Origin of the sequence: Tepidibacillus sp. HK-1 (assembly GCF_001748485.2) — a bacterium.
Lineage (GTDB): Bacteria > Bacillota > Bacilli > Tepidibacillales > Tepidibacillaceae > Tepidibacillus_B > Tepidibacillus_B infernus.
Window position 1 is genome coordinate 1 of record NZ_BDGM02000023.1, and the last position, 24,849, is coordinate 24,849.

General features: G+C 37.3%; 26 protein-coding genes and 1 pseudogene. 5 read left to right on the top strand and 22 right to left on the bottom strand.

Annotated elements, in window-relative coordinates:
• Positions 1 to 332: 332 nt before the first annotated feature.
• The 3 genes from BEN26_RS11435 to BEN26_RS11445 form a co-directional block, all read right to left on the bottom strand.
• Entirely contained in the window at positions 333 to 545 is a 213-nt protein-coding gene (locus tag BEN26_RS11435) for a YneF family protein (RefSeq protein ID WP_069799417.1), read from the bottom strand.
• A gap of 84 nt (positions 546 to 629) precedes the next feature.
• Complete coding sequence (gene pepV / locus BEN26_RS11440) at positions 630 to 2,039, bottom strand: dipeptidase PepV (protein ID WP_069799419.1); 1,410 nt, start codon at positions 2,037 to 2,039, stop codon at positions 630 to 632.
• Positions 2,029 to 2,847, bottom strand: coding sequence for a GTP pyrophosphokinase (locus BEN26_RS11445; protein WP_181482280.1), 819 nt, complete (start codon positions 2,845 to 2,847; stop codon positions 2,029 to 2,031). The genes pepV and BEN26_RS11445 overlap by 11 nt, the downstream gene beginning before the upstream one ends.
• Before the next feature lie 264 nt (positions 2,848 to 3,111).
• Between BEN26_RS11445 and BEN26_RS11450 the strand changes: the two genes are divergently transcribed.
• Positions 3,112 to 3,414 (top strand): thioredoxin family protein, encoded by a 303-nt coding sequence (locus BEN26_RS11450; RefSeq protein WP_084818811.1) that lies wholly within the window; start codon positions 3,112 to 3,114, stop codon positions 3,412 to 3,414.
• A 10-nt stretch (positions 3,415 to 3,424) separates the two neighbouring features.
• Positions 3,425 to 3,580 (top strand): annotated as a pseudogene (locus BEN26_RS11455) (IS4 family transposase); the annotation flags it as partial.
• 102 nt (positions 3,581 to 3,682) lie between these two features.
• Here BEN26_RS11455 and BEN26_RS13980 read toward each other — a convergent pair.
• The 5 genes from BEN26_RS13980 to BEN26_RS11475 form a co-directional block, all read right to left on the bottom strand.
• Positions 3,683 to 4,243, bottom strand: a complete 561-nt coding sequence (locus BEN26_RS13980) for an IS3 family transposase (RefSeq protein WP_308789541.1) — start codon at positions 4,241 to 4,243, stop codon at positions 3,683 to 3,685.
• Positions 4,244 to 4,255: 12 nt separating this feature from the next.
• A complete protein-coding gene (locus tag BEN26_RS14315) occupies positions 4,256 to 4,492 on the bottom strand; it encodes an IS3 family transposase (RefSeq protein ID WP_399168419.1) in 237 nt (78 codons plus the stop codon).
• A 62-nt stretch (positions 4,493 to 4,554) separates the two neighbouring features.
• Entirely contained in the window at positions 4,555 to 4,848 is a 294-nt protein-coding gene (locus tag BEN26_RS11465; protein ID WP_069799425.1) for a transposase, read from the bottom strand.
• 994 nt (positions 4,849 to 5,842) lie between these two features.
• Positions 5,843 to 6,061, bottom strand: coding sequence for a MoaD/ThiS family protein (locus tag BEN26_RS11470; protein WP_069799427.1), 219 nt, complete (start codon positions 6,059 to 6,061; stop codon positions 5,843 to 5,845).
• The gene (locus BEN26_RS11475; protein WP_069799429.1) at positions 6,051 to 7,757 is read right to left on the bottom strand and encodes an aldehyde ferredoxin oxidoreductase C-terminal domain-containing protein; all 1,707 of its coding nucleotides are present in this window, start codon (positions 7,755 to 7,757) and stop codon (positions 6,051 to 6,053) included. Before BEN26_RS11475 ends, BEN26_RS11470 begins: the two co-directional genes overlap by 11 nt.
• Positions 7,758 to 7,949: 192 nt before the next feature.
• Here BEN26_RS11475 and BEN26_RS11480 point away from each other — a divergent pair, with 192 nt between their 5' ends.
• Complete coding sequence (locus tag BEN26_RS11480) at positions 7,950 to 8,384, top strand: transposase (protein WP_069799431.1); 435 nt, start codon at positions 7,950 to 7,952, stop codon at positions 8,382 to 8,384.
• Positions 8,385 to 8,414: 30 nt separating this feature from the next.
• Here BEN26_RS11480 and BEN26_RS11485 read toward each other — a convergent pair whose 3' ends face one another.
• The 11 genes from BEN26_RS11485 to BEN26_RS11535 all read right to left on the bottom strand — a co-directional run bounded on the left by BEN26_RS11485 (position 8,415) and on the right by BEN26_RS11535 (position 21,119).
• Entirely contained in the window at positions 8,415 to 9,446 is a 1,032-nt protein-coding gene (locus BEN26_RS11485; protein WP_069799433.1) for a tripartite tricarboxylate transporter substrate binding protein, read from the bottom strand.
• A 41-nt stretch (positions 9,447 to 9,487) separates the two neighbouring features.
• Positions 9,488 to 10,993: a tripartite tricarboxylate transporter permease gene (locus BEN26_RS11490; RefSeq protein ID WP_084818812.1), complete on the bottom strand. Its 1,506-nt coding sequence runs from the start codon at positions 10,991 to 10,993 to the stop codon at positions 9,488 to 9,490.
• Positions 10,994 to 11,013: 20 nt separating this feature from the next.
• Positions 11,014 to 11,484: a tripartite tricarboxylate transporter TctB family protein gene (locus BEN26_RS11495; protein WP_069799435.1), complete on the bottom strand. Its 471-nt coding sequence runs from the start codon at positions 11,482 to 11,484 to the stop codon at positions 11,014 to 11,016.
• Between the two features lie 20 nt (positions 11,485 to 11,504).
• On the bottom strand, positions 11,505 to 12,560 hold the full coding sequence (locus BEN26_RS11500; protein ID WP_069799437.1) for an Ldh family oxidoreductase: 1,056 nt from the start codon (positions 12,558 to 12,560) through the stop codon (positions 11,505 to 11,507).
• Positions 12,538 to 13,473, bottom strand: coding sequence for an NAD(P)-dependent oxidoreductase (locus BEN26_RS11505; RefSeq protein ID WP_069799439.1), 936 nt, complete (start codon positions 13,471 to 13,473; stop codon positions 12,538 to 12,540). The genes BEN26_RS11500 and BEN26_RS11505 overlap by 23 nt, the downstream gene beginning before the upstream one ends.
• Before the next feature lie 321 nt (positions 13,474 to 13,794).
• A complete protein-coding gene (locus BEN26_RS11510) occupies positions 13,795 to 15,162 on the bottom strand; it encodes an MmgE/PrpD family protein (RefSeq protein ID WP_069799441.1) in 1,368 nt (455 codons plus the stop codon).
• A 46-nt stretch (positions 15,163 to 15,208) separates the two neighbouring features.
• Positions 15,209 to 16,249, bottom strand: a complete 1,041-nt coding sequence (locus BEN26_RS11515) for a YeiH family protein (protein ID WP_069799443.1) — start codon at positions 16,247 to 16,249, stop codon at positions 15,209 to 15,211.
• A gap of 113 nt (positions 16,250 to 16,362) precedes the next feature.
• Positions 16,363 to 17,268: a dihydrodipicolinate synthase family protein gene (locus BEN26_RS11520; protein ID WP_069799445.1), complete on the bottom strand. Its 906-nt coding sequence runs from the start codon at positions 17,266 to 17,268 to the stop codon at positions 16,363 to 16,365.
• 82 nt (positions 17,269 to 17,350) lie between these two features.
• On the bottom strand, positions 17,351 to 18,727 hold the full coding sequence (locus BEN26_RS11525) for an SLC13 family permease (RefSeq protein WP_069799447.1): 1,377 nt from the start codon (positions 18,725 to 18,727) through the stop codon (positions 17,351 to 17,353).
• A complete protein-coding gene (locus BEN26_RS11530) occupies positions 18,727 to 19,287 on the bottom strand; it encodes a 2-oxoacid:acceptor oxidoreductase family protein (protein WP_069799449.1) in 561 nt (186 codons plus the stop codon). The genes BEN26_RS11525 and BEN26_RS11530 overlap by 1 nt, the downstream gene beginning before the upstream one ends.
• The gene (locus BEN26_RS11535) at positions 19,287 to 21,119 is read right to left on the bottom strand and encodes a thiamine pyrophosphate-dependent enzyme (RefSeq protein WP_069799451.1); all 1,833 of its coding nucleotides are present in this window, start codon (positions 21,117 to 21,119) and stop codon (positions 19,287 to 19,289) included. The genes BEN26_RS11530 and BEN26_RS11535 overlap by 1 nt, the downstream gene beginning before the upstream one ends.
• A 234-nt stretch (positions 21,120 to 21,353) precedes the next feature.
• Here BEN26_RS11535 and BEN26_RS11540 point away from each other — a divergent pair, with 234 nt between their 5' ends.
• Complete coding sequence (locus BEN26_RS11540) at positions 21,354 to 22,274, top strand: LysR family transcriptional regulator (RefSeq protein ID WP_069799453.1); 921 nt, start codon at positions 21,354 to 21,356, stop codon at positions 22,272 to 22,274.
• Between the two features lie 27 nt (positions 22,275 to 22,301).
• On the opposite strand, the gene BEN26_RS11545 is transcribed toward BEN26_RS11540, so the two are convergent.
• Positions 22,302 to 22,532: a hypothetical protein gene (locus tag BEN26_RS11545; protein ID WP_181482283.1), complete on the bottom strand. Its 231-nt coding sequence runs from the start codon at positions 22,530 to 22,532 to the stop codon at positions 22,302 to 22,304.
• Positions 22,533 to 22,876: 344 nt separating this feature from the next.
• Between BEN26_RS11545 and istA the strand changes: the two genes are divergently transcribed.
• Positions 22,877 to 23,887, top strand: a complete 1,011-nt coding sequence (gene istA, locus BEN26_RS11550; RefSeq protein ID WP_308789542.1) for an IS21 family transposase — start codon at positions 22,877 to 22,879, stop codon at positions 23,885 to 23,887.
• Between the two features lie 545 nt (positions 23,888 to 24,432).
• Here istA and BEN26_RS11555 read toward each other — a convergent pair.
• Together BEN26_RS11555 and BEN26_RS11560 are read right to left on the bottom strand one after the other, a co-directional pair.
• Positions 24,433 to 24,639: a type II toxin-antitoxin system RelE/ParE family toxin gene (locus BEN26_RS11555; RefSeq protein ID WP_069799459.1), complete on the bottom strand. Its 207-nt coding sequence runs from the start codon at positions 24,637 to 24,639 to the stop codon at positions 24,433 to 24,435.
• The gene (locus BEN26_RS11560; protein WP_068725444.1) at positions 24,624 to 24,806 is read right to left on the bottom strand and encodes a hypothetical protein; all 183 of its coding nucleotides are present in this window, start codon (positions 24,804 to 24,806) and stop codon (positions 24,624 to 24,626) included. Before BEN26_RS11560 ends, BEN26_RS11555 begins: the two co-directional genes overlap by 16 nt.
• Positions 24,807 to 24,849: the final 43 nt, after the last annotated feature.

Below are 24,849 nucleotides of genomic sequence, written 5' to 3' on the forward strand. Positions count from 1 at the left end.
GACTGTTAGTATAATCATAAATAGAGCATGGAACAGGCTCGATAGCTAAGTAAATTTCGTACCGTTAGGTGCGATTACCTTAGAAGCCCCCACCTCTAAGCGAAGCGTAGGTGGCGGGTAGTTCACTTGAATTCGTTCCTCGTTATAAAATTTTATAGAATCACTTAACAGCTTCCGCCATTTCTCAAGCAAATTTTCTTCATGTTCGCATTATCCAAACAATTCCCTTTTCCCCATAAAAAATCCCTCCTAAGTCAACAGTACAACCCTTTTCTGTCTACCATAGAGGGATCATATCAAAAAATAATCAGTCCTTTTCTTATTTCTATCGTTCACTTTTTCTTTTTATTCATACTTTGCATCATCTTATTCATTTGATTTAATTGTTTTTGGTTCAAATTTACACCCATCTGTCTAGCCATTTGTTGAATTTGCTTATTATCCATTGACATATTTTTCATCTGTTTACGTAAATAATATACTCCGCCAGCAAATCCTGCTATACCACCTACAATAAATGTAACAATTGGAATTACGATATCCATGATGACTTCTCCTTTAACATATAATCTCCCTTACTATCTTAACGGAAAATCGTGATGCTGAACAGTGGCAGATTTTAGCCATTTCTATTTTGCTAATTCATAGATCGCTTGCGCATAAATCGCTGTTGCTTTCAATAAATCCTCTATTTCGATATATTCATCCTTTTGGTGAGCTGTTTCGACTTTCCCGGGAAATAAGGGACCAAATGCTACACCAACTTGTAATGCTCTAGCATAAGTACCGCCTCCGATAGAAAGAAGCGTGGCTTCCTCCCCTATCTGTTCCTTGTATACCTTTTGCAATGTCTTGACCAAAGGATGATTTTTGTCGACATGGTGCGGTTTAGAATTGTCGATATTTGTAATGGTAATTCCCCATAGTATACCATTTCCTTCTATTTTACGAATCATTTGTTCGTATAGAGTCGTTACAGGATAACGAACATTTAAAGTAATCGTAGCTTTATCCTTTTCCATTTTTAAAATACCAGGGTTTACGGTTAAGTCACCTGTTATTTCATCTTCATAGTTAATCCCTAGTTTTTTTCCATCATAATCTCGATATAAAACCTGGTCTGCCCACTTCATCCAAGGATCAATATGAAGCCATCGCTCGACTCTCATTAGAAAGTGAATCAGTTCTAACCCTGCGTTTACCCCCTTATCTGGTTCCATGCCATGAGCAGAAACTCCAGCTAATGTAAGGGTTATATTCTCACCATTTAACGATACATCTCCATGATGTGGATATTCTTTTAAAAACTGTTCAAAGGAAGATTGAATTTGTTCAAGCTGCTCTGTCATCCCGTGAATCACAACGTTTGCCAGATCTGGAACCATATTAGGTCGTTTGCCTGATACAAAAGATTGAACAAATGCCTTTTGGCTATTCACTCTTTCTTGATGTTTAGCTTCTAAGGTAATATCAGCAATTCCTTTTTCAGCAATAATGATCGGAAAATCTGCATCGGGAGCAAACCCCATTGCAGGCATTTCTTCTCGTTCAAAATAATAATGAACTCCTCGCCAATGCGATTCTTCGTCTGTTCCAAAAATAATTCTAACTCTTTTATTTAAGTTTAAGTTAAGGTCTTTTACAATTTTTGCAGCGTAAATAGTGGCCATTGTTGGCCCTTTGTCATCAATAGCACCCCTTGCGAAAATTTTACCATCTCTTACTTCTGCAGCATATGGAGGAGTAGTCCAACCATCCCCTTCAGGAACCACATCAACATGACAAAGAATCCCAATGATTTCATTCCCTTGGCCAATTTCTGCGTGGCCAGCATAACCATCAAGATTTTTGACATTCATTCCTGAAGCTTCACATGTATCTAACGCATATTCTAATGCCTCTTTAATTCCTTTTCCAAAAGGAGCATTTTCATTTTTCTCTTCTTCATTTAATACACTTTTGATCTTTAAAAATTCCTGGGTGTCTCTTATCAGATCTTCTTTTCTAAGTTCCACTTCTTTTAACCAATCAATCATCATTTCCATCCCTCACTATCAAACCGATTTTGTTTGCATCTTCAACTACTTTCGCAAGTTGGTTACGGATATCTTCTAATTTGTCTATATTTTCAGTCTCATTCATATATTGATTAGCTTTTTCAATCAGGTCTTGGTTCTCAGAAATAGCTCCTAGCAAATATATCATTTGAATTAAATTTTGGATTTCGCGATATAAGTTAAAATAAAGCTGAGCTTGAATAATTTCACCACGAATTTCAAACATTTCACTATCCAACTTTGCAGAAGCCACCGCTGCTTGTGTCAACCTCAATTGGATATGTTCAGGTATCTTCCCATCATATTTATAACTGAGGGAATGTTCGATAGTAGCCCAGAAGTTCATTGCCATCGTTCTTAATTGAAATTCAACATAGACCTCGATTGGTCCATTGATTGTAATCACTTCATAGGCTACGATAACATGATAGCTTCGGTATCCGCTTTTTTTAGGATATCGAATGTAATCCTTCTTTTCAACAATTCTCATATCACTACGTTGTTCAATCATTTGTACAACTGTATCAATATCATCGACAAATTGAGAGATAATCCGTATTCCAGCGATATCCCTAATATGTTCTGAAATTTCTTGATCAACCGGCATATTAAGGATCTTTGCTTTACTTAAGATACTGTTTACCGTTTTTACTCGACCGAAAACAAACTCGATAGGTGAATGTATTTTCCTTTTTCGATATTCTTTTTTTAAATGGATAAATTTAACCACTAATTCGCCAACTGCTTGCTCATAAGGAATAAAAAAATGACTCCATTGTTCTTCATTCACTGAAATTTCCTCCATTATAAAACCTCATATATATCTTTTTCTACATTTACCTTGATTATCCTTTATAAAAACAAGTACGATATTCAAAGAGTAAAGATTGCATTTTTTTCATACCTTATGTATGATTTCATAGGAAGATCTTTGATGTGAAGGTGAGGATTATACATGATAGAAACAAATGAAAAAGAAATTATGCAAGAAATAGATAAAAAAGAGGGTTTTGTGCTTGTCTTGTTTTCTACCCCTTTCTGAGGAAAGTGTGAAATCGCGGAGCGATTTCTAGAAGAAGTTTTACCTCAATTGCCTGAGTTCCCTGCTTTTAAATGCAATGTGAACTTTTCACCAAATATTGTGGAAAAATATCAGGTTTCAGCGGCTCCATCCTTTAAACTATTTGTTGATGGTGAAGTCGTTCAAACCTTATTCGGCATGAGATCACCTGATGATCTTTACTACACCCTAAAAAATTATGTGAAAAAAGAAGAAAACTACGAAGATATTTGGAGTACATTGTTTGCTGAAGCTGAAGAAAATAATGAGGAAGAAAACGGAAATGAAGATAAGTAATCGAGAAGGAGTAGATGACAAGGAAGCCATGTATGTGTTTGACCGCGGGTATGTTGACTATGAACGTTTTGATCGAATGACAGATGATGGTTACTTCTTTGTATCAATGCTAAAGAAAAATGCCGTCATACGAGAAATCGAAAGTTGTACTCTTCCCGAAGGTAGCAAGGAGCATATTTTCCCTAGCTAAGATTCTTTCGAGTAAGCTACTGGTCTTATGTCAAGATTTCGGACAAGTTAAAAGTAGATATAATTTCAGTTTAGTAAATTAACACACTAAAGCATTTTCGAAATCATAAGGTGACAGCATACCACAATATTCATGAATTCTGACTGTATTATAAAAGCTCTCTATGTACTCAAATATTAGTTCATGTGCATGCCTAGTATCTTTGATGACATAACGATTCAACCATTCACGTTTTATTAAAGCATGAAACGATTCAATACATGCATTGTCCCATGGGTTACCTTTATTTGAATAGCTGTGTATGAATTGTGCTGCTGGTGTAGCTTCAATATAGCTTTTAGATACATATTGGCTTCCTCGATCACTATGAATAATAACTGGTTGACTTAGCTTTCGGCTTGCTTTTGCTTTCTCAATGGCTTTTATTACATGTTCTGTTGATAAGCTATTAGATACATGCCAACCTATGATTTTTCGTGAAAATAAATCCATTACGCTCGTAAGATATACAAAACCCGATAGGGTGTGTATATAGGTTATGTCAGTCACCCAGACGGTATTAGGTGCCACTGGCTTAAAATCTCTATCAAGAATATTTTTTAACTTATTATCAAAATCAGGATCAATAGTTGTTCTAATATAAGGTCGAACCTAAATAGCTTTAATATTTTCTTCACGCATATAGTTACCAACCGTTTTTTCTGCTATTACATGACCTCTTGACTGAAGTATAGACGTTATTTTAGGTGCTCCATATATCTGATGGGACTCATTATAAATTTGTATAATTTCCGCTTTTACCTGTTGCTTCCTTTTTTCTTGGTTGGATGGTATTCTTTTAACCCAACTGTAATATCCTGATGAAGAAACGCCCAATAGTTTGAGCACACTGTTAACAGAAATCTTGCGCTCCTCCGATACTAACTTTGTTTCTGTATAAATAGATTCTGTTAATTGTTCAGTATGCCTATAGCCTTTTTTAAGATGTCTAACGCATCCTTTGAATCTTTTAATTCTTTCTTTAAACGAGCAATTTCTTTCTCAGCGTCTGAGCTATAATTACCTGATCCTCTGTGATTAACGGTACCATTGTTTGTATTAGCATTTAATACCCACTTACTTATTGCAGATTTACTAACTTTTAGATCTCCTGCTACTTGTTCTAGGCTTTTGCCTGATGAATGATAATAGTTTACAGCATCCTGCTTAAATTCAGCACTGTATTGTTTCTTTTGATTTCCCATTAAACATTTCCCCCTGGTTCAGTTATATTTATTTTATACTAAACTTAGGAAAAATCTCTATTTAAGTTGTCCTATTTTTATTCTAGCATCACTCTCCGACTTCTCGCTATGCGTCCGGTATGCACTTCGGGGGTTCCTTATAACATCCGTTTCTGAAACTGCCGCGCGTTCTTTGAAGCGGCGGGCGCGGCACGACCGCTTCGACTTTATTTACCCACTCGTCCTGCAAGTGCATTGGTTTCAGACATGACGAGATCTCCGTGGGTCACATCGTCATCTTCCGTACCATGCCGTCCGCACACACCTTGGTGCGATGGGTGGACTAGAACGCCTTCGTCTCCATAGTACAGACTCGACCTTGCCCCATCTTTGGCCGACCGGTTCGCAATTCGGGCACCCCCGTTTCACTACGGCCTGGTACTTCTCCTCAAGCCCTTCAGACTCTGCCTCGCTACAGACGCCCTGCCCTCCGGCAACAAAATTGCCGGCCCCCGAGGCATTACCCCCGGGTTTGGATATGAGCCCCCTAGTCCGAGGCTCAGCGGGACTTTAACCCGCCTGATGATCGTGCTGCCACGCACGCACTATGGCTTCGGCTGACTTCTGACAGTTCAGTCATGCATCACTACATGGGTTACTATTTCAAATTTAACTTCCATAGTGTATCTGTCAGATCTCCCAGGTAAGAGCGCAAACTTTCACTCCATATATCTATCTGCTACATCTACTCTCCTTGTTTCGGGTAGTGATTGGGCTTTGTTTTGTTATGCAAACTCACCAACAAGGATAAGTCTCAAATGTAGTTCGTGTGCCTCAGACCAGAGTTTTGCCGCTGACTACCTTCAGATTCCATCTCACGATAGACATCCTTGTCTTAGACTAACGGTTGGCACTACCAGCCTCCGTATCGGACTTTCACCGACAAGTTTGCGCCCATGCTGCTGGGCGCACATAAAAAAAGCTGCTCGTTTGAACAGCATTTTGAAGAAAATTTTTATCCACCTGCTATAGGGATAAGTAATTTAATCATATCCTTGTCTTTTAATATTTCAGTACCCTTACTAAATGTTTCGTTTAAAATTACTAATGCATCATTATCCCACTTTACACCATGTGCTTGGAGAAATTCTTTAACCGTAATATTTTCATCTATCATATGTTCACCATTAAAATGCTTCAAATAGGGAATGTTAGATTTTACTTTAACGGTCATTACTTTCTACTCCTATTGATTCTACTTCCTCTTGTGGTACATCAAATACCGTCTTACTTGCTTCGTTCATTTCATAATATAAATATTCTGGTAATCTATCATGTGCTTTTGTAAATCCAGCTTTTCTATTAAAATCATGCTCTATTCTTAGCGTTTCACTAGCTATATTTTTGAGCTTGGTATCAGTCATTTTCTCACCTGTATATGCTGTAATTAAATCGGCCAAAAGTTCAAATCTACCCTGAACAGCACCTGCACTGAAATAACACATTCCAAGAGCATCAAACAATGTATTTACCTGTTGTGCTAGCTTTGATGTCTTTACTTGACCTTCCGGTGAGTGATGATCTACCTGAGCACGAATAGTTTGCCCCGCTGTATGGTCTGCTCCCATTGGTGATGTTGCAAAAGTAACTCCCAAGCTTTTCACACCCCTAGGGTCATAGGCAGGGAATGATTGTCCTTTTACAGTTGGGACACGGTAAGCTCCATAAAGCTTACCTGCTAGCTCTGCTCCACCACCGATTATTCTTCCTAATGGACTACCTTCTTTAATTTCTTTAACTGCATTTAAGACTGATTCAGCATCCCCAAAGGAAAGAATATTTTGTGACATTAATACTCCTAAGGTTGCTCCTGTTTCTATTGTATCTGCGCCATATTCATTAATTAATCTATTAATTTCAGCAATATCATCTAAGTCACCTATTCCTAGATTGGAGCCTAGCAGTCCTATATTCTCGTATTCTACTGGTGATGTTACCCGTTTCCCTGCTTTATTTGCATATACATTTGAACAACGAATGATACATCCAGGCATACATGCATGTGTAGGAGTACCTTCGCCACCACGTTCTAAAATGGTTTCTCTTAACTTTTCACCAGAAATGTTATCTGCTAGCTCAAATGAACCTGTGGAAAAGTTCCTTGTAGGTAATGCTCCCAAAGCATTGGTTGTTTTTACTAATCCAGCTGTTCCTAATTCAGGGAATATCTTTGCAGTACCAGGTGTTTCCATTAACCATTTATGATAGGTTTTGAGTGCGGTTTTAAATTGCTCTTTATCCTTTGGTTTATTTCTTTCTACTCCTTCAGCATCTAAAACAATTGCTTTTATACCTTTTGACCCTGCAACTGCCCCAAGACCACCTCTACCATTAAACCTTGTGGGTTCTTTTTCTTTATCCTGACCTGCAATTGCTGCTATATTCATCTTCTTTTCACCAGTTATACCAATTAGAAATACAGCGATATGCTTACCATATGTATTTCTCAAAATATCTACAGCTTCACTTAACTCCTTACCAAGAATAGGAGTTGCATCATCAAATGTAACACCATCCTTTGAAATATAGACTATTTTAAAATCATCCCTTACATCCTCAAAAACAAGTGCACGTATTCCAAGCTTACCCATAAATAATCCAGATTCGCCACCTGCGTTACTTTCTTTTATTCCCCCTGTTAGTGGGCTTTTTGCTCCAATAGAATATCGGTCTGAGCTTGATGCTCCAGAGCCTGTAAGATAGCCATTGGCAAAAATCAACTTGTTAAAGGAACCTAACGGATGGCAAGAAGGTGGAACCTCATCGTGTACGATTTTTGATGTTAAACCCCTTCCTCCTAAACCTTTATATGCCATTGTTTTGTCTTCTGAAACAGTTAAATTCTTCATATTAATACGTAGTATCTTCATCTTTCTACCCCTTCAAGTTTATATAGTCTCTCGGAAATTAATTTTCCGCATTAGCTCTAGTCTTTCGACTAGGGCTTTTTAATTGCTTCACCCCCAAAACAGGGATGAGAACAAATTTTTCTCTTAACAAACATGCATTCCCCTAATAATTGAATTAAGGCTTTTTTTAATCACTTAAAAGGGGGAATAATTATGCTTGCAGACATTCGTACTCATGAATCTTATCTAAACTTTGTGGTTAAACAGTTAGACATACTGTTCAAGAACAAAACATTTTTAAAGGATTTCTACTTTGAACCAATTGTTTGGTGTTCGTTGGTAAATCTAACTGATGCCGCTGCACTGCTTAAACATCGATACTCAACTAATCCTAGAGGAAGGAAACCACGGAATCCTTGTGATATGCTCCGTAGTTTATTATTTATGCATTATCAACACGAAACTAGCTTAGATCGATGGGTGTTTACCTTAAAAACAACTCCCGTTTTCGTCATTCTTAGTGATTTTTCTCAAGACAATGTTCCTAATATTGGTACGTTTTATGACTTTTTTAAACGGAATTTCACCCTTATTCAAAAAGGAGCAGCAATAACTACTCCTAATTTTTATGTGAAATTTAGATTATAGAGTTTATACTTATTATTAAGGAATAATTTACTATTTAGCTTGTAGCCCTAACTCTGTAATTAACTCTGCATACACGTTGTCCTGTTGGTTCACGAATTCGCGAGTGGCTTGAGGATTCTTGTAACGAACAGATGAACCAGCGTTCTTCATGAATTCAATAAATTTCTCTGACTCAGTAGCTTTTTTGATTGCCTTTGTTAAAACCTCAATTCGGTCAGCTGGTGTCCCCTTAGGTGCTAGTATTACACGGACTGTCTCAAATGAAACATCATATCCGAGTTCTTTTAAAGTAGGTACATCTGAAAGAGCATCAACACGTTCTTCAGCGGTTACCATCAGAAGACGAACCTTACCAGCATCACGCTGAGCCTTAAATTCTGAAGGTGAAGCATAGGCCGCATCTAGCGTACCAGAGGCTAAGTCAGTAACAGCACCAGCTGCTCCGTCACCGAATGGAATTAAATTAAATTTAACCTTTGCAGCTTTACCAGTCACTGCTGCAGCCAAGTAGTTATTTCCCCCTACAGCTGTAGTACCAACATTGATTTTTTTTCCACTTTTTGCTGCGTCTATTATGTCTTGGAAAGTTTTATAAGGAGAATTCGGAGCTACTGCTAAAGCATAAGCCTCAGCCTGAGCCATACCAACAGTTTCAAAATCCTTTGATGAATATTCTGACCTTCCCATAGGTTTTAAAGCTGATAGTGAAGAGGTAATAACCAAAATAGTGTAACCATCTGGTTTAGATTTGGCAAGCTCTGCTAATCCTTTTACTCCAGATCCACCTGCTATGTTAACTGGATTTACTTTAACACCTAAATCCTCTTCCATTAGGTTGGCTAAAAGTCGGCCTGTTAAATCTGAACCTCCACCAGGACTATACGGAATAATAAAGGTAATAGGTCCCTCAGGAAATTTACTTTTCTTTGCTGCTGGACTTTCTTGCTTATCTTGTTTTAGAGTCTCGTCTTTCGCTGTTTGTGTACTGCAACCAGACATTAAAATTGCTAGTACTAGTAAACTAATTAAAGTAAACTTAAAAACTAAACTACGCTTTTTCATACTTACCCCCCTAATTAATTTTATTTATTTGTTATCTCGCGTTATCCTTTCATGGCAATACTATTTCCCCCACTATTTTTAGACTTGCGAATTTTAGATATATAAGGCAAAACCAAGGATAACACAGTTAACATAAGAATTAATAATGCTACTGGTCGTTGAAGAAAGTATAACCAATCGCCATCGGATATAAGAATAGTTCTGCGAAGACTAGATTCAGCAATTGGAGCTAATATGAGACCTAATACCATTGGTGCAATAGGAAATCCACCTCTGCGCAATGCAAAGCCAATAACACCAAATACTAGCATTAAACCAACATCAAACAAACTGTTGTTCACCGCATAAGAACCAACAATACTAAAGGTTGCAATTGCAGGTAGTAGAACACCAGTAGGTAAGGTTAACAGACGGGCGAAAAATGGTGCTCCTCCCAATCCAATAATAAGCATAAAGACGTTTGCAATAGCCATACCTATAAAAATGGTGTATATCAAATCTAAAGAATTTTTAAATAACAATGGACCAGGAACAACATTATGCATCATAAATGCACCCATTAATATAGCCGTTGTAGAATTCCCTGGAATCCCCATCGTTAACATCGGAATTAGGCTTCCACCAGTTACAGCGTTGTTTGCTGATTCGGGAGCTACAATTCCTTTGGGATTTCCTTTGCCAAATGAATCAGGATCTTTCGCTCTGGACTTTGTATCGTTATAAGCCAATAAGGATGCAACCGAGGCACCTTCTCCTGGTATGGCTCCAACAAGAATACCCAACCCTGATCCCTTAAGTATGGTAGGCATGAGACCACTTAATTCACGTTTAGATGGTAACAATCCCTTTAATTTTTGGGTAATCACAACTGTTGATTCCATATGGAGCGTCTTATTTAATACTTCGCTCATTCCGAATAGACCAATCATCATTGGTACAAAGGCTAGTCCTAATTCTAGCTCTAACCAGCCAAAGGTAAAGCGAGGGATACTTGTTACAGAGTCGACTCCAATCATCGCAATCAAAATACCCAGAAGCCCACTCACTGTTCCTTTTATCATTGATTCCTTAGAAGCACTAACAATAGCAGCAAGACCAAATATGGCTAACATAAAGAATTCTGGACTTCCAAACTTACTAGTTACCAGTCCTAGTATTGGTGCACCTACCGCTAAAGCAATTGTTGACAAAAACCCACCAATAAAAGATGCTATAGTAGCGAGCCCAATAGCCTTGCCTGCCTCTCCCTTTTCAGCCATAGCATTTCCGTCAAAAGCTGTAACCACTGCAGCTGGTGTACCGGGGATACCAGTAAGTATAGCTGAAATAGATCCGCCATAAATAGCACCATTATAAACACCTAGTAGTAGCATTAGTCCTAAGTTTAAAGGAGCATTGAACGTAAATGGTAAAAGTACAGCAATAGCCATTGTGGCTGTAAGTCCTGGAAGAGCACCAACAAGGACACCAAGGGCTACTCCGATGAACAAATAAAGCATTCCCTGTATATTTAAAATAGTTTCAAGAGCCAGCATTAAATCATTCACTTATATTCAACTCCTTTCTTCTAAAATAGAGTAAAAGTTGGCAGTGGTACCCCAAGTAAAGACCCAAAGAGTAAATATATTACTGCGGTAAGAATAACTGATAATGCAATAGCTAACTTCCAATTTACATTCAAAGTCTTCGACATGCTTAGTAGAAAGATAGAGGTCGCAATGGAATAACCAAGATGATTTATGATAAGTGCGTAACCAAAAATAATTACTACCACCAAAAGAAAGGTTTTATTTTTGAACCAAATTCCCCCTTGAACTTCAGACTTTATATGAACATTGTTCCACCCTTTAAAAATCAAGACGATACCGCTAAAAGCTAAGAGAATACCTACGATAATTGGAAACACGTGTGGTCCTAATGAACCTGGATATTCGAGTAAATCCTTAAATCTTAAAGATTCTATGATTACATAAATACTAATTATCACGAATAATACTCCACTCACTATATCGCTTTTTACCTTCTGATTTGTCCTCAAGGTTTCCCCTCCTTTACAATTTAATAAAGAGCTCCAAGAGATAGCTGATCGCCTATTTCGTTTAAAGCCGTAATCGTCTGGTTGCTTAGGTATAGACCTTTAGCTAGCTGTTCTTTTTCCTTCAAAGCCTCTATTTGTCCTGGAAGGAAAATTTCTTGCACTCTCTCCGCTTTTGGTCCTTCCTTTATAATCTTTTCAAAAATAGTCATCCTCGAAGTAAGCTCCTCAATTGGTAATAGAGTTCCTGCATCTATAACGACAAAGGAATGGCCAACCCTTTGTTCCACAGAAAGTGATCCCGTAGACCCACCAACCATCTGCTCTATTCCTGTTAAAAAACCAGCTCCTGATAACACACCACTTAATAATTCTACAGCTACCGCTAAAGCGTAACCCTTTACTCCCCCTAAAGGTGAAAGACTACCAGCTAACGCTTCTTTTGGGTCTGTAGTAGGATTTCCTTCTTTATCAAGCGCCCAACCAAGGGGAATAGATCGTCCTTCTTTCTCAGCCTCACGAATTTTACCACGAGCCGCCAAACTAGTTGCCATGTCAATTATTATTGGGTCTCCTTGTGGATTAGGAAATGCCAATGAAAGTGGGTTAGTTCCTAAAACCGGTTTTGATCCACCCCATGCAGCCATTGCTGGAGGTGCATTACTTACAGCAACTGCCACCATTCCTTTAGAAGCAGCGATTCGAGTATAATAGGATGCCATCCCAAAGTGGTTTGAGTTTCTTACAAAAACGGTACTAATACCTTCACGTTTTGCAGCATCTATACTTTGATTTATAGCATCCATTGCAGCTACCTGCCCCATACCTCCATCGGCATCTAAAACTGTTAAAGCTGGTCTTTCAATAATTGCTCGTATATTAGGATTTGGATTAATTGCTCCCCCTTTGATACGCTTAACATATGTTGGTACTCGAGACATACCATGTGATGGAACACCTCTTAGATCTGCAAACAACAGATTATCTACTACTACTTCAGCATCATTCTCTGGTAATCCAAGTGCTTTAAATATTCCGCTTGCATATTGAGCTACCTTACCAACCAGTATGTGAGGCATGTTTGTCACCATCTTCTTTTTTTGGATCGTAATTAAGGTAATAATCAATAACATCTCCGTAAAGCGCCGGCTGCTCTAAGCCAAATACTTTCCGCCCGTCACGTTCTGCACACCATTTCATCCGATTTAATACACCACTTGTAACTAAAGGTTCAATCCCAAATTCCCCCATCATTGAAACAACTTCCTCCACTTCATGAACCCTTCGTTCAGCATGAATCGCGTTTCCAGTAATATAACGATTTGCCGCGGCTAAGAAGCTTTGTTGTGATAGGGTGTGCTCGATTGACTCAAGAACTTTTCTATCAACATTCATACTTTGTGCAACGAGAACTGTTTCTACTAAAAGCGCCTCCAGACCTTTTGTAAAGATTGAACGACATAACTTTATGGCAGAAGCCTCACCCGCTTTATCAGAAATCACCTCAATCTGCATACCTAATTGTGTTAAAGCTGTATATACTTTTGGCGGAATATGACCACTAGCCATCATTGGAACTTTGTGACCAAGAAGCTTAACTGGTCCAGTAATAGCAATATCGCAAAATGTTGCACCTTTCGATAAAACCATTTCAGCAATTTTCTTTTTTACTTCAGGATGTGCAGCACTTACATCTAGATATGTATGATTTGTAGTTAGATGGGGGACTATTTGAGATGCGGCATCCAATGTAAAGGCTGCAGGAACAGCTCCAAAAATAACATCACATTGGCTTGCAACATTGGCAGGAGAACCTAAAAGCTCTATATTTACTTCATTAGCTCGCTCCTTAATTTTTGATGAGAACATAGGGTTATCCATAGCAACATCATAAGCAGCAATTTTCCCCTTTAATTGCGGTGCAATTCCTTTCATGAACTGATAGGCAACCTCACCAAAACCTATAAACCCTATATTTAAATCTCTACTCATAATTTTTCCCTCTCCAATTGTCATAATTATCAGAATAATATTGTTAAAAAATTTTGTAATTTAATTATTTCTTTTGTATCTATTCTTTTTTGTATATACACTTTTTTGTATATACATAAGAAAAATTGTAATTCTACTTATAATATTTATAATTTTCTAATAATTCAAAATTATTATACAGCCCTTTTTTAATAAAATCCAATTAGTATTTAGTTAATCAATTTATAATCTTTTACTTATGTTTAATAACAATAAGACTTATTTTCTTCCTCATTTAAATAATGAATAAATCGCCAAAGGGTTTTATTAAAATTAATGTAACTATTTAGAGTCAGTTATAATAGGAATTGTTAATATTTCCTTTAAGTTACCTTCTACATTTAGTATTGCATCCTTAACTCTTGTGGCGTTGTCTTTTCCTAGAAGTGAATCAGTTAGTTGATGAAATTTTTGCGTAAGTTCATCCGAAGATAGTGGGTTTTCCGGCATACCACGAGGCAAATCAATTCTCACTGTCTCGGTACTGTCATCTTGCAATTTAACCGTTAACACTGCGGACCTTAATTTAGGGAAATTATCTGTTATTTCCTTGCTTTCTGAAATCGTAACTTTTTTTGCAAATTCAATAATATCTTTATCTTTTAAACCCTTTTCCACATCGTTTATATTGCAGCTTCCCCTATGTAATGCCAGACTTACCAAAAACGGAATACTAAACTCTCCTTGATGTAATGTGGTTGGGTTTTGACGAGAAAGAACGGCAGCAGCCTTGTAAGTATTAACTAAGATACTATTAACTTCTTCGGGTCTAATCCCCTTGTTCCTAAGTTCTAATGCTGCATCAATTGCTGAAAACGAATGTCCACAAGCAGCATAAGGTTTGAAATACACGGCTTCCATTTCAAATCTTTTTCCTAAATCCTTTGTTATTTCCTCTATTCGTGCATCATCTGTATAAGCTTTAAAAAAACCTTCTTCCCCTTCTAAAATTGTTGTTGGTCCAGAAAAACCTTTTTGAGCCATTACAGCTGCCAAAACTCCTGCCATCGCGGCATGACCTGCATGGAGATGTTTAGTAGGTGCCATCCCATTTAAAAACTCAAACACTCCTCCAGACATGGAACCAGCAATACCTAAGGCCCACGCAAACTGCTCTGCATTTAGACCTAGCACTTTTGCCGCTCCTGCAGCTGCACCAAATACACCAACAGTCCCTGTAGAGTGAAAACCACGATATCGATGGGAAGGGTTAATAGCTCGACCAATTCTCCCAGCAGCTTCATATCCTATAAGAACAGCTAGACGAAGATCCTCCAGTGATGCTTCTGTTAATTCTGCTATTACTAAACAGGCAGGTAATACTGTAGCACCAGGATGATAACCAGTAGCATAACGGTGAGAATCATCCAAATCTAAACCGTGTGCAGCCACTCCATTTACAAGAGCTGCCCAGACTGGCGAAAAACCATTACCTTTTCCAACAATGGTACAATTTCCTTTACTCCCCAATACATCAATCGTTTCTAGCATGAGTCTGTAAGATGAAGCATGAACCGATCCAGCAAACATTGCCCCTAATGTATCAAGGATTGCTAGACCTGTTTTCTCCCAAACAAAGGTAGGAACATCTTCCTTTGTTAAAGAAGCCAAAGCTTCCGCTAAAATAACTGTGTGACCATTAGTAAGCATAATTAATACCCCCATTTACATTCTATAAAGAAACTAATTTAATCTATTAAAGAATAATAGTGATTAAAATGATACTTGTTACACTAATAATTACAGAAGCGATTAGCCCCAACATCATAGGCTTCAATCCTGCACTTTTAATTTTCTCAATATCAACACCTAGTCCAATTGCAGCCATTGCCATAATAATTAAGAACTTTCCAATGAAGGTTAATTCAGACAATGCAGATTTCGGCAATAGACCAAATGTATTTACTAATGCCATCGCAAGGAATCCAAAGATAAACCAAGGAACAGCATTTAATATATTCTTAGTAGTAGTGCTGCTATCATCGTTTTGTCCTTTTATCATAGCTATTCCAACAATCAATAATGATAATGGTAATAAGAATAGAGTTCTAGTTAGCTTTACAATTGTTGCTATATTTCCTGCTTCATCACTATATGAAAATCCTACTGCCACAACAGAAGATGTATCATGTACTGCGGTTCCAGCCCAAGTACCAAACATTTGGTCTGAGATCTGAAAGGTATGACCTATAAATGGATAAATAATTAATGCAATAATATTGAACAAGAAAATAGTAGAAACTGCATAAGCTACCTGCTCTTCCTTAGCTTTAATTAATGGTGAAGTAACCGCTATAGCGGTACTACCACAAATTGCAGTTCCTATCGCTATTAAAGAAGACAGTTTAGTATCTAGCTTTAGCAACCTTCCAATTGGAATAATTAAGGCAAGAGATAACACTATGGTAACCACAATGATTAACATTGCTTTACCACCAACATTCATAATTTCAGTTATACTTAGTCCAGCACCAATCAATACAATCGCGTATTTCAAAATCTTTTTGGTAGAATATTTAATACCAGAATCTAAATATGATTCTACTCCTACTAAATTTTTCAAGACTGCTCCAATAACAATTGCAAAAAACGCACCACCTATTAAGGGAAAGGTCTTACCTAATAAATAGGATATTGATGCTATAAGATAAACAACTGCCAAACCTGGAATGTATTTTTTTACACCTTCTAATTTTCTTGAAGAAATATTAGCATTTCTAACCTTTATTTGAGACATGTTTAACTTCCCCCTTTGGGCTTCAAATTTTTAATAGTTACATTGCTTTTTATAAAAGTATTGCGCCATTCCACTATAGGAATAGCGCATACTTACAGCGACTAATCAATATTTTATTTTAATTCACTTGCTTCTATTACACCCGCATCTACTAATGCTTGATCAACACGTTTTGCAAGTGCATCATCTACATCAATAATTGGTAATCTTGGAACACCTACATTCCAACCTGTACGACGCATCATATACTTAATAGTTGAAGGAATTGGGCCCCAATGGCAAGCCATTATAACTGGGAATACCTTGTAGAATAATTTACGTGCAGCTTCAATGTCTCCTGATTCCCAAAGGCGCTGAACCTCCACCAATTGAGGAGCAATAATATTACCTGAAAAACTGATAGAGCCTGGTGCTCCCATTGATAACACCATTAGTAAATCAAACTCACCACGGGACCAAACATGCATTTTTTGTCCAAAACGTCTAAAAGTTTCTGGCACCTGTGCTGGGTCTGCTTGTTTAAACCCAATAATCTGAGGATACTCCTCTGAAAGACGTTCAACTAACTCAATTGGAACCTGCACAGATGTTCTATCAGGATTGTTATACATAACGATAGGAAAACCAGGTACTGCATCTAAAATTGCTTTATAATGCTCATATAAGCCTTTTACATCTGGGCGGCTAAACAAAGGCTGTACAAGATACGCAGCATCTGCACCAATTTCAGCGGCATATTTTGTTAATTCAACAGAATGAGCTGTGTCAGCACGGCCAGGATAAGCAGTAACTAAAACACCTGTTCCTTTACATTCCTCAACCGCTATTTTAAGTAAACGGCGATATTCATCATCCGTTGTTTGCATTACTTGCCCAGTAGCAGCAGCAGGCTGAACATATCCTACGCCAGACTTAATTAACCAACGTAGATGTCTTCTATACTCCTGTTCATTAATAGTACCATCCTCATTAAGAGGTGTAGCGACAACAACACCAATTCCCTTTAATTGTAATTTCATTTTGTATCCTCCTTTAAATTTAATCAGTTAGTACGCAATAATATAAGAAAAATACTTTATACTCATCCACCTTAAAAAATAATTAAGGTGTTAAACTTGGACTCATACCTAAGAGAGGCCAGTATGTAAAAGCTGCAATAACCACTAATATAGACCATACTGGAAGCAGGATGAATCCTATTCGCATTAGTTCTGACTCACTAGTATGTCTCTCTCCCAACATAATTAGGGCCACTGGAGATTGAGCTGGAACTAAATAACCTGACGAACCAGCTACTAAACCTAACATTACTAACCATACAGGGTTCCATCCAATATCACTTCCAACAAGAAGAATAATAGGTAAAATTGTTACTAATAAAGAAAGGAGATTAACAAAAATGATTCTCCCAATAAGGAAAAACAAGATAACCTCTATAACAATTAACCATAATGGAGCATCCTTAATTAAATATAATGCGTATCCAGCTAACCGTTCAGCTAACCCTGTTTCCCTTACAGCATATCCAAGAGCTAATGCACCTCCGAAAAGTAATAATGTTCCCCAAGGAATTACCTTTTTTGTTTCTTCCCAAGAAATACCTCCAACTCCTGGAAGCAATAATAAAACTACTAGAAATAATGTATAAGCATGGATGTTGATATGTAACCAAGGACCCACCATCCAAATAATAAGGGTTATAATTGAAATAGTAATGACTCGCCACTGCTCACCAGATAATGTATTACCTTGTTCTGAATCAATTTCCAAAGACTCCAATTTAACCTTAAACAATTTAAATTTCCATACAATCAATAGCCAAACAGTTAAACCCATCCCAATTCCTAAGGGTGCCATTAACCCCATATATGTTAAGTAATCCATTGTAGTGGGGCCATGTGTTTCCAAATATGCAACTAGATAAAGAGTACCATTTGTGCCCGTTATCACACTTAGCTGTAACGCAAAAACTGACATAACAGCCATTAGAGATACTGACTTTGCGTACTGAGAACCTATAGCACGAATAATACCATTTGCTAATACAACTACCAGACCTGCCCTAGCAACCGCAGTTGGAACAAGAACAGTTACAACAAAGATAGCAATTAACATAACTAGAAATGTTCTTGGGACATTTCCTCCCCCTAAACGAACCACTATTCTAGCCATTCTATCAACCAATCCTGATTTTTCTAATGAAAACCCAAGTATACTTACTGCAAGTAAAAGCCAAATTACGCCAGATGAGAATCCCGAAGTTGCTGTTTCCAAATCTAGTACCCCAAAAATTACAAACAAGGATATAATTCCTAAAGAAACAACAGCTGGAGCAACTATCTCTGTGGTCCATCCAACTATAGAAAGTACCAAAATAGAAGCTGCTAATACTTGTTTTATTGGTAAGTCAAATGAAAGCATAATCAATCCAACCATTAAAGATAGTGCAATGGGTAAGCTCATCCTGAACAGAAACATTATCTCAAAACTCCTGAGCTAACTAGGTTTTTCGCCAATTCCTCCTCGCCCATCTCTATCAAAACATCTTCTATTTCTTTCAATTCCACCAATGGCTTACTATCTACTGTCGCTTGAAGCAACAAAGATATAGCCGTTATTTTAGGATTAGAATCTAGCTTACTTTCCACTACGTTAGTTGTTATTCCACCTTTCTCCAGACGATTAAATAGTTCGTCAACCTCTGGATACTTAGCGCCACCATGGGTAACACTGGTTGGTTTTAATACAGTTGTTGAAGTGACCACTTGCATACCCAAAGTAAAATGCTGAAGAGCAACACGAGTAGCCTCAAGTGCTTCTAAGCCGATAACTAGCTGGCAATCACCACGGGGCACTAAAGGACTTAATAACCCTTCTCCCCAACGAATTTGTGCCATAACCCCCTTACCAGCACGCGCTTCAGGAGAACCAGAAAAATAGACCTGATATCCTCTTTTCTTAGCTACACTGCTTAGAATTTGACCTGTCCAATAAACTGGTTGTTCAGTCGTTCCAGTTACAATTACACTGTAGTTCATTATTGCACCTCCTTAAGGATAGCCTTAATATCATCAGGACGAGCGGTTGAACAATCTCCACAGAACGTACAAATCGCTTCATCAATATATGCTTCTTCTCCGTTCCATCCAAGGGCTGGACAAGCAAATTCATTTACAAAGTTTCTTAGTTTACTAGCATTTTCGGGTACAATCTCAATTCTATTGTAGGCTGGTTCCACTTCATCATAGCGTCCAATTGCAACAACTGCTGTGGGACCATCTATTTCTGCCACTTTTTCGAGAGCCTCTAATACACTCTGTGTGTCACGAGAGTTAACAACTTCAACGGACTTTAATCCAATCGCTCTAAGTGTTGCAGCAATATCCACCTTTGGTGCTTCACCAGTTAAATTCATACCTGAGGTAGGGGTAGGCTGCCAACCTGTTGATTCCATGGTTCCATTATCAGCTACTAAAGTAATAACCCTGTTATTGTTGTGAACTGCACTAACTAAACCATTTAGTGCAAAACCAAATATAGTTCCATCTCCAACAATTGTTAGCGCTGTTGCTGAAGGATCTATACTAGATGCCCCTATGGCCATCCCAATACCAGCCCCCATAGCTGCGTGACTTTTCATTAAAGGTCGAGCCATTGTTGCTGATTCACCAACATCACCCATGAAAACTACCTTACGAGGTGAACGTCGAATAAATTCATACACGGCATAGATTGTTGAACGATGAGGATTACCGGGTCTTGGTGATGGTTTGCGTTGAGGTAGGGACTTTGCAAGTTCAGCTAAATCATCTGGTAATTGTGGTGCACTCCATGATAGTCCTGCTAACTTAGCTATTGAACTTCTTACCTTATCTCCTTTCAATTCTCCAGCCTCTGCTATGTAATTGCCTTTTCGACCGACTAATTCTACAAATATATTCTCCTCATAAGCTATAAGTTTAAGTTTCTCTTCAAGGATAGCCTCCCCTTCTTCTATAATAAGAACCTTATTGTGGCCTGCTAAGAACTTGGCAAGTGATTTCCTTGGAAATGGATTTATGGTAGTTAGCTTAAAAACAGTAACATGGTCAGTAAGCCCTAAAGCATCAATCGCCTCTTTAACTATTACATAAGCATACCCTGCTGCTATAATTCCAAAGAGAGCCTCTCCCAAAGGCCCTTCAACACGGTTAAAGGACCAATTTTCAAACATTTCAGTTACTGCCTCGAGCCTTTTATGAAGTTCAATATGTTTTTCAACTATTGGTCTTGTCTGAAAATGAGTATCATCCCAATAAGGTTCTTTAATTACTGTCTTTTCTGTGTCAAGCTCAACCGGTGCGGCACCATGACATAGCCACTTAACCAATCTAAAATAGACCGGCAGCTTTGCTTTATATGACAATTTATAAGCTTCTTGAATCATTTCATAAGCCTCTTGAGGAGTAGAAGGTTCAATACAAGGAATCTCCGCAGCAATAGGATAAGCTCGAGTGTCTTGCTCACTATGCGAGCTATGCCCATTTGGATCATCCCCTACCACAACTACCAAACCTGGAATACCCATTAGATTTATAGAGAACAATTGGTCTGCAGCATTATTAATCCCAAAATGCTTCATTACAGAAATAGCAGGTACTCCACTCATCGCTGCTCCTGAAGCTGATTCTAGTGCTACTTTTTCATTAACAGCAAATTCTACGTGTGGTTTATCTTCATTTTCATTTGCTAATCGCGCTAAAGTATAAACCACTTCAGTCGTAGGTCCACCCGGAAAACATCCTGCGAACCCTACGCCAGCCTTTAAAGCTCCATATGCTACAGCTTCGTTACCGGTTAATAAAGTAGTGTTCTGATTGTTTTTTACCATTAAGTATGCCTCCTTTTCCATTTATTTGCCGTTAGTCACTAATAGCACCATTTTCTTTATCCCAAAACGCATTTGGTAAAACCTCCAATCATTTTTCTACTCAGAATAAAAAATATATTTAAAATTTTCTGAAATAATTATACAATTGTATTATACTTAACGTCCAATAAATATTTACTATATCGATTTATAACTATTTACTTATACTTTATTGTTGAGTGGGAGGATGAAACGATGCGGTTCGCACAACTTGAAGTTTTTGTTACTATTTATAAACACAATAGTATTACTCGTGCCAGTGAAGATCTTATCGTGACTCAACCTGCTGTTAGTATTCAACTGCGGACATTAGAACAGGATCTTGGTGTTAAACTTTTTGAAAGAGTTGGAAGAAATCTAAGACCAACACCTGCTGGGGAAATGCTTTACAAATACGCTTCAAGTATTATTAATTTAAAAAATGAAGCGAAAACAGATTTAGAACATTTTCGATTAGGTTTATCTGGTCAAGTAGTATTAGGTTTGGCTACAGGAATTGTTTACTGTATTCCAAGCCTTTTAGACTCTTACCAAAATTCACTTTCAAATGTCAAATTGGTTCTAAAAACAGATATTGCAGATCGTATACGCGAGGAAACTGTTGAAGATGAGCTAGATTTTGGATTGATTTGGGGCCCAGTAGCTGATTCTCGCCTTGAGACTCGTCAGCTTTCCCAACATGAATTTGTTATTTTAGTCCCAAATAATCATCCACTAGCACAAGCTGAAGAGGTTAGCGCTGAAGAACTTGGACAATATCCAATGGTATTACCGGTGTCTGGTACTTCCACTAGACATTATGTTGAGGGTATTCTCCGAAGTTTAGGAATTAAACCAAAAATTGCTGTTGAATTGCCAACAACTGACGGAATGAAATGGGCGGTCTCTGCTGGACTAGGAGTAACTCTTATTAGTCTCCCTGCTGCAAGATATGAGATTGCTGCAGGAGTGCTTAAACCATTAAGAATTAAAGGTAAGCGGTTACTTCGACCTATATCATTGATATACAATAAACAACCAAATAATACAGCAGTAATGAGTAGATTTATGGATTATATTGTTAATCATTCTTATTGGAAGACTAATCAAACGATTGATATGTTGGCAAATGATTAAGAAAAACCGGGCATAGCCCGGTCCTTTTTATTTTGGTGATTTAATATCACTTAGTCGATATTCTTTACCTTGTAACCCTTTATAATATTCAGGGTACATTTCTCCCCCACACTCTTCACAAGTAAACATAGGTGGAACCGAAAGGTCTCCATCATCCATTGCGTCAAAATCTTGCACAACTCTTAAAGGTATTTCTTCTACTAATTCACACTGCAAGCAATGGTAAATGACCATTTGCTGCTTTTTTATTTGAGTCAAATTGTTTACTTTCTTTCGTTTTCTCCCTTTTCGCCGATGTTTGGATACTGGTGATAACAGATAATGTTTATGGCAAAATAAAAGTACAGAGTTTTGCAGTAAAAAAGTGCAGAGCCTGAAAAAATAAAAAAAGGCTTGCCAGCTCCCCAAATAACCTCTATTGTTTTGAGTGTCAAATTCGAAACAAATGGAGGTAAAGAAAGGATGCTAGCAATGCCTGAAATCAATTATATCAAACATTTAAGAGAAAACGAAGACCTATCAATCTCAGAAATTAGTAGAAAATAGGTTGTAACTGGAGAACAGCGAAAAAATTTGCAGATGGTGATGTTCTAATCCCAACAATTAAATCCAAGAAACGTGGAATGATGTATGAAAATGGTTATGGGGAAATTGTAGATTACTGGTTAGAGGAGGATATGAGACTTAGGAAAAAAGAGCGAAGAACAAGGAAAAAAATTTATGAACAACTTAGAGATGAATATAACTTTCCTGGTTCATATCGTACTGTATGCGACTACATACAACGTAGAAAACCTCAATTAAAACTCGAAAAAGAGAAGCGTCATGAACATTTAGATCACCCGCCAGGCGAAGCGCAAGTGGACTTTGGGGCAATGACGGTTGTAAAGAATGGAGCATACAAAGATATTGACGTATTAGTTCTAAGTTTTCCATGCAGTAATGCAGGATTTGCTTACCCACTACCTGCCCAAAATACAGAATGTTTTTTAGAAGGGCTTAAGCAGTTATTTCACCAAGCAGGAGGAGTGCCGACATATTTAAGAATGGATAATCTTTCTGCAGCAGTAGTGTCCATAGGAAAAGGAGATAAGCGCGTATATACCGATGCGTTTTTAGCCTTTCAAGCCCATTATGGCTTTGAGGTACAGCCCTGCAATCCAGGACGTGGAAATGAAAAAGGTAATGTAGAGAAAAAAGTAGATTACACAAGAAACAACTTTTTCGTAACAGCTCCCTTAATGGAAAACTTTAAACAATTAGCCGCTTGGTTAGAAGAAAAAATGATACAGGATCGTAAGCGTCTGCATTATGAAAAAGAACTACTGATTGATGAATTATGGGAGAAAGAAAAAACAAAATTAAAAGCTTTACCTTTAAAAGAATATCCAATCTTCACTGTCGATAAAGCTGTAGTTAACAAATATGGAGAAATAACTATCGATAAAGAAAAAGTGTTAATTCCTCATGCTCCAATCAAACAAACATTAATCATAAAAAAAGAATGGAATCAATTCTCTTGCATAACAAGTGATGGTGAAATTATTTACAAGGGACCACGTCCTTACATGAATGAAGCAAGACCCATACCTTGGGAGTTTCTTTTTCATTAGTTTGTTTAATCCAATCATTTAAGCCAAATTGTCAAACGGGAGGGAAGTTAAAAACAACTTCATTTAATTGATCCATCTCACTTTTCAAGAATTCAATTACCCATGTATTTGAAATAATTTTATTTTCTTTATAATTCCCACCTAATACATGACATAACTCTTCAATTATATTAATATTTGGAGTGTTGATTTTCATTTCTCTAATTCTAAAATCACTTAATTGATCTACTACATTAAAATTTCTTTGTAATTCAATTTTGAAAGAAAGTTTCTGATTGGTGTCCAATGATGATAATGAAATAACTTCAAAGCAAACACCTCCATATATTGATAAATCTTCAATGAACTGCTTATGTAGACTCTTTTAGATAACGTCCTGGGTATCCCCAACTCCCTTGAGCTTACAAGGATTTGCTAATGCCTTACCAGACTTGGAAGGCTAATGCAACGACTGACTCGGTTAGTTAAAGGAATGTATCGTTGTTCTACTCACAAATTTCTCCCTCAATAATAAAAAAAACCACAATTAGTTTATTTATTGTGGGTCAATTACAAGATGATTTAGTTCCCTTGCACCATCTTAATTCTGGTACAATACGTCCTCTTTTTGGAAATTCACCTAAACTTCTAGCCTTATCTATTGTGGTATAGTAAAAAGAATGAGCAAAAGCTGGTGAATCTTCATACAGATAAGCAATAATTTTTTCTAAATCACGAGCAGCAGATTCGGACCATACTATTGTTTTAACCATTTTTCTAAACGCTTTTCTACTTCGTCATGAGATATTATATTCCCTTTATCTAAATCATCTAAACCTTCTTTAATTTTCATTTGTACATATAGAGTATACTGTATATCCTCTAATGAAGCATTATCAGGAAGATTATCAATTATTTTCTTCACTTCATCTTTTAACATATAAAACATCTCCTTGAAATTTTAAATAAATTATATCACATTT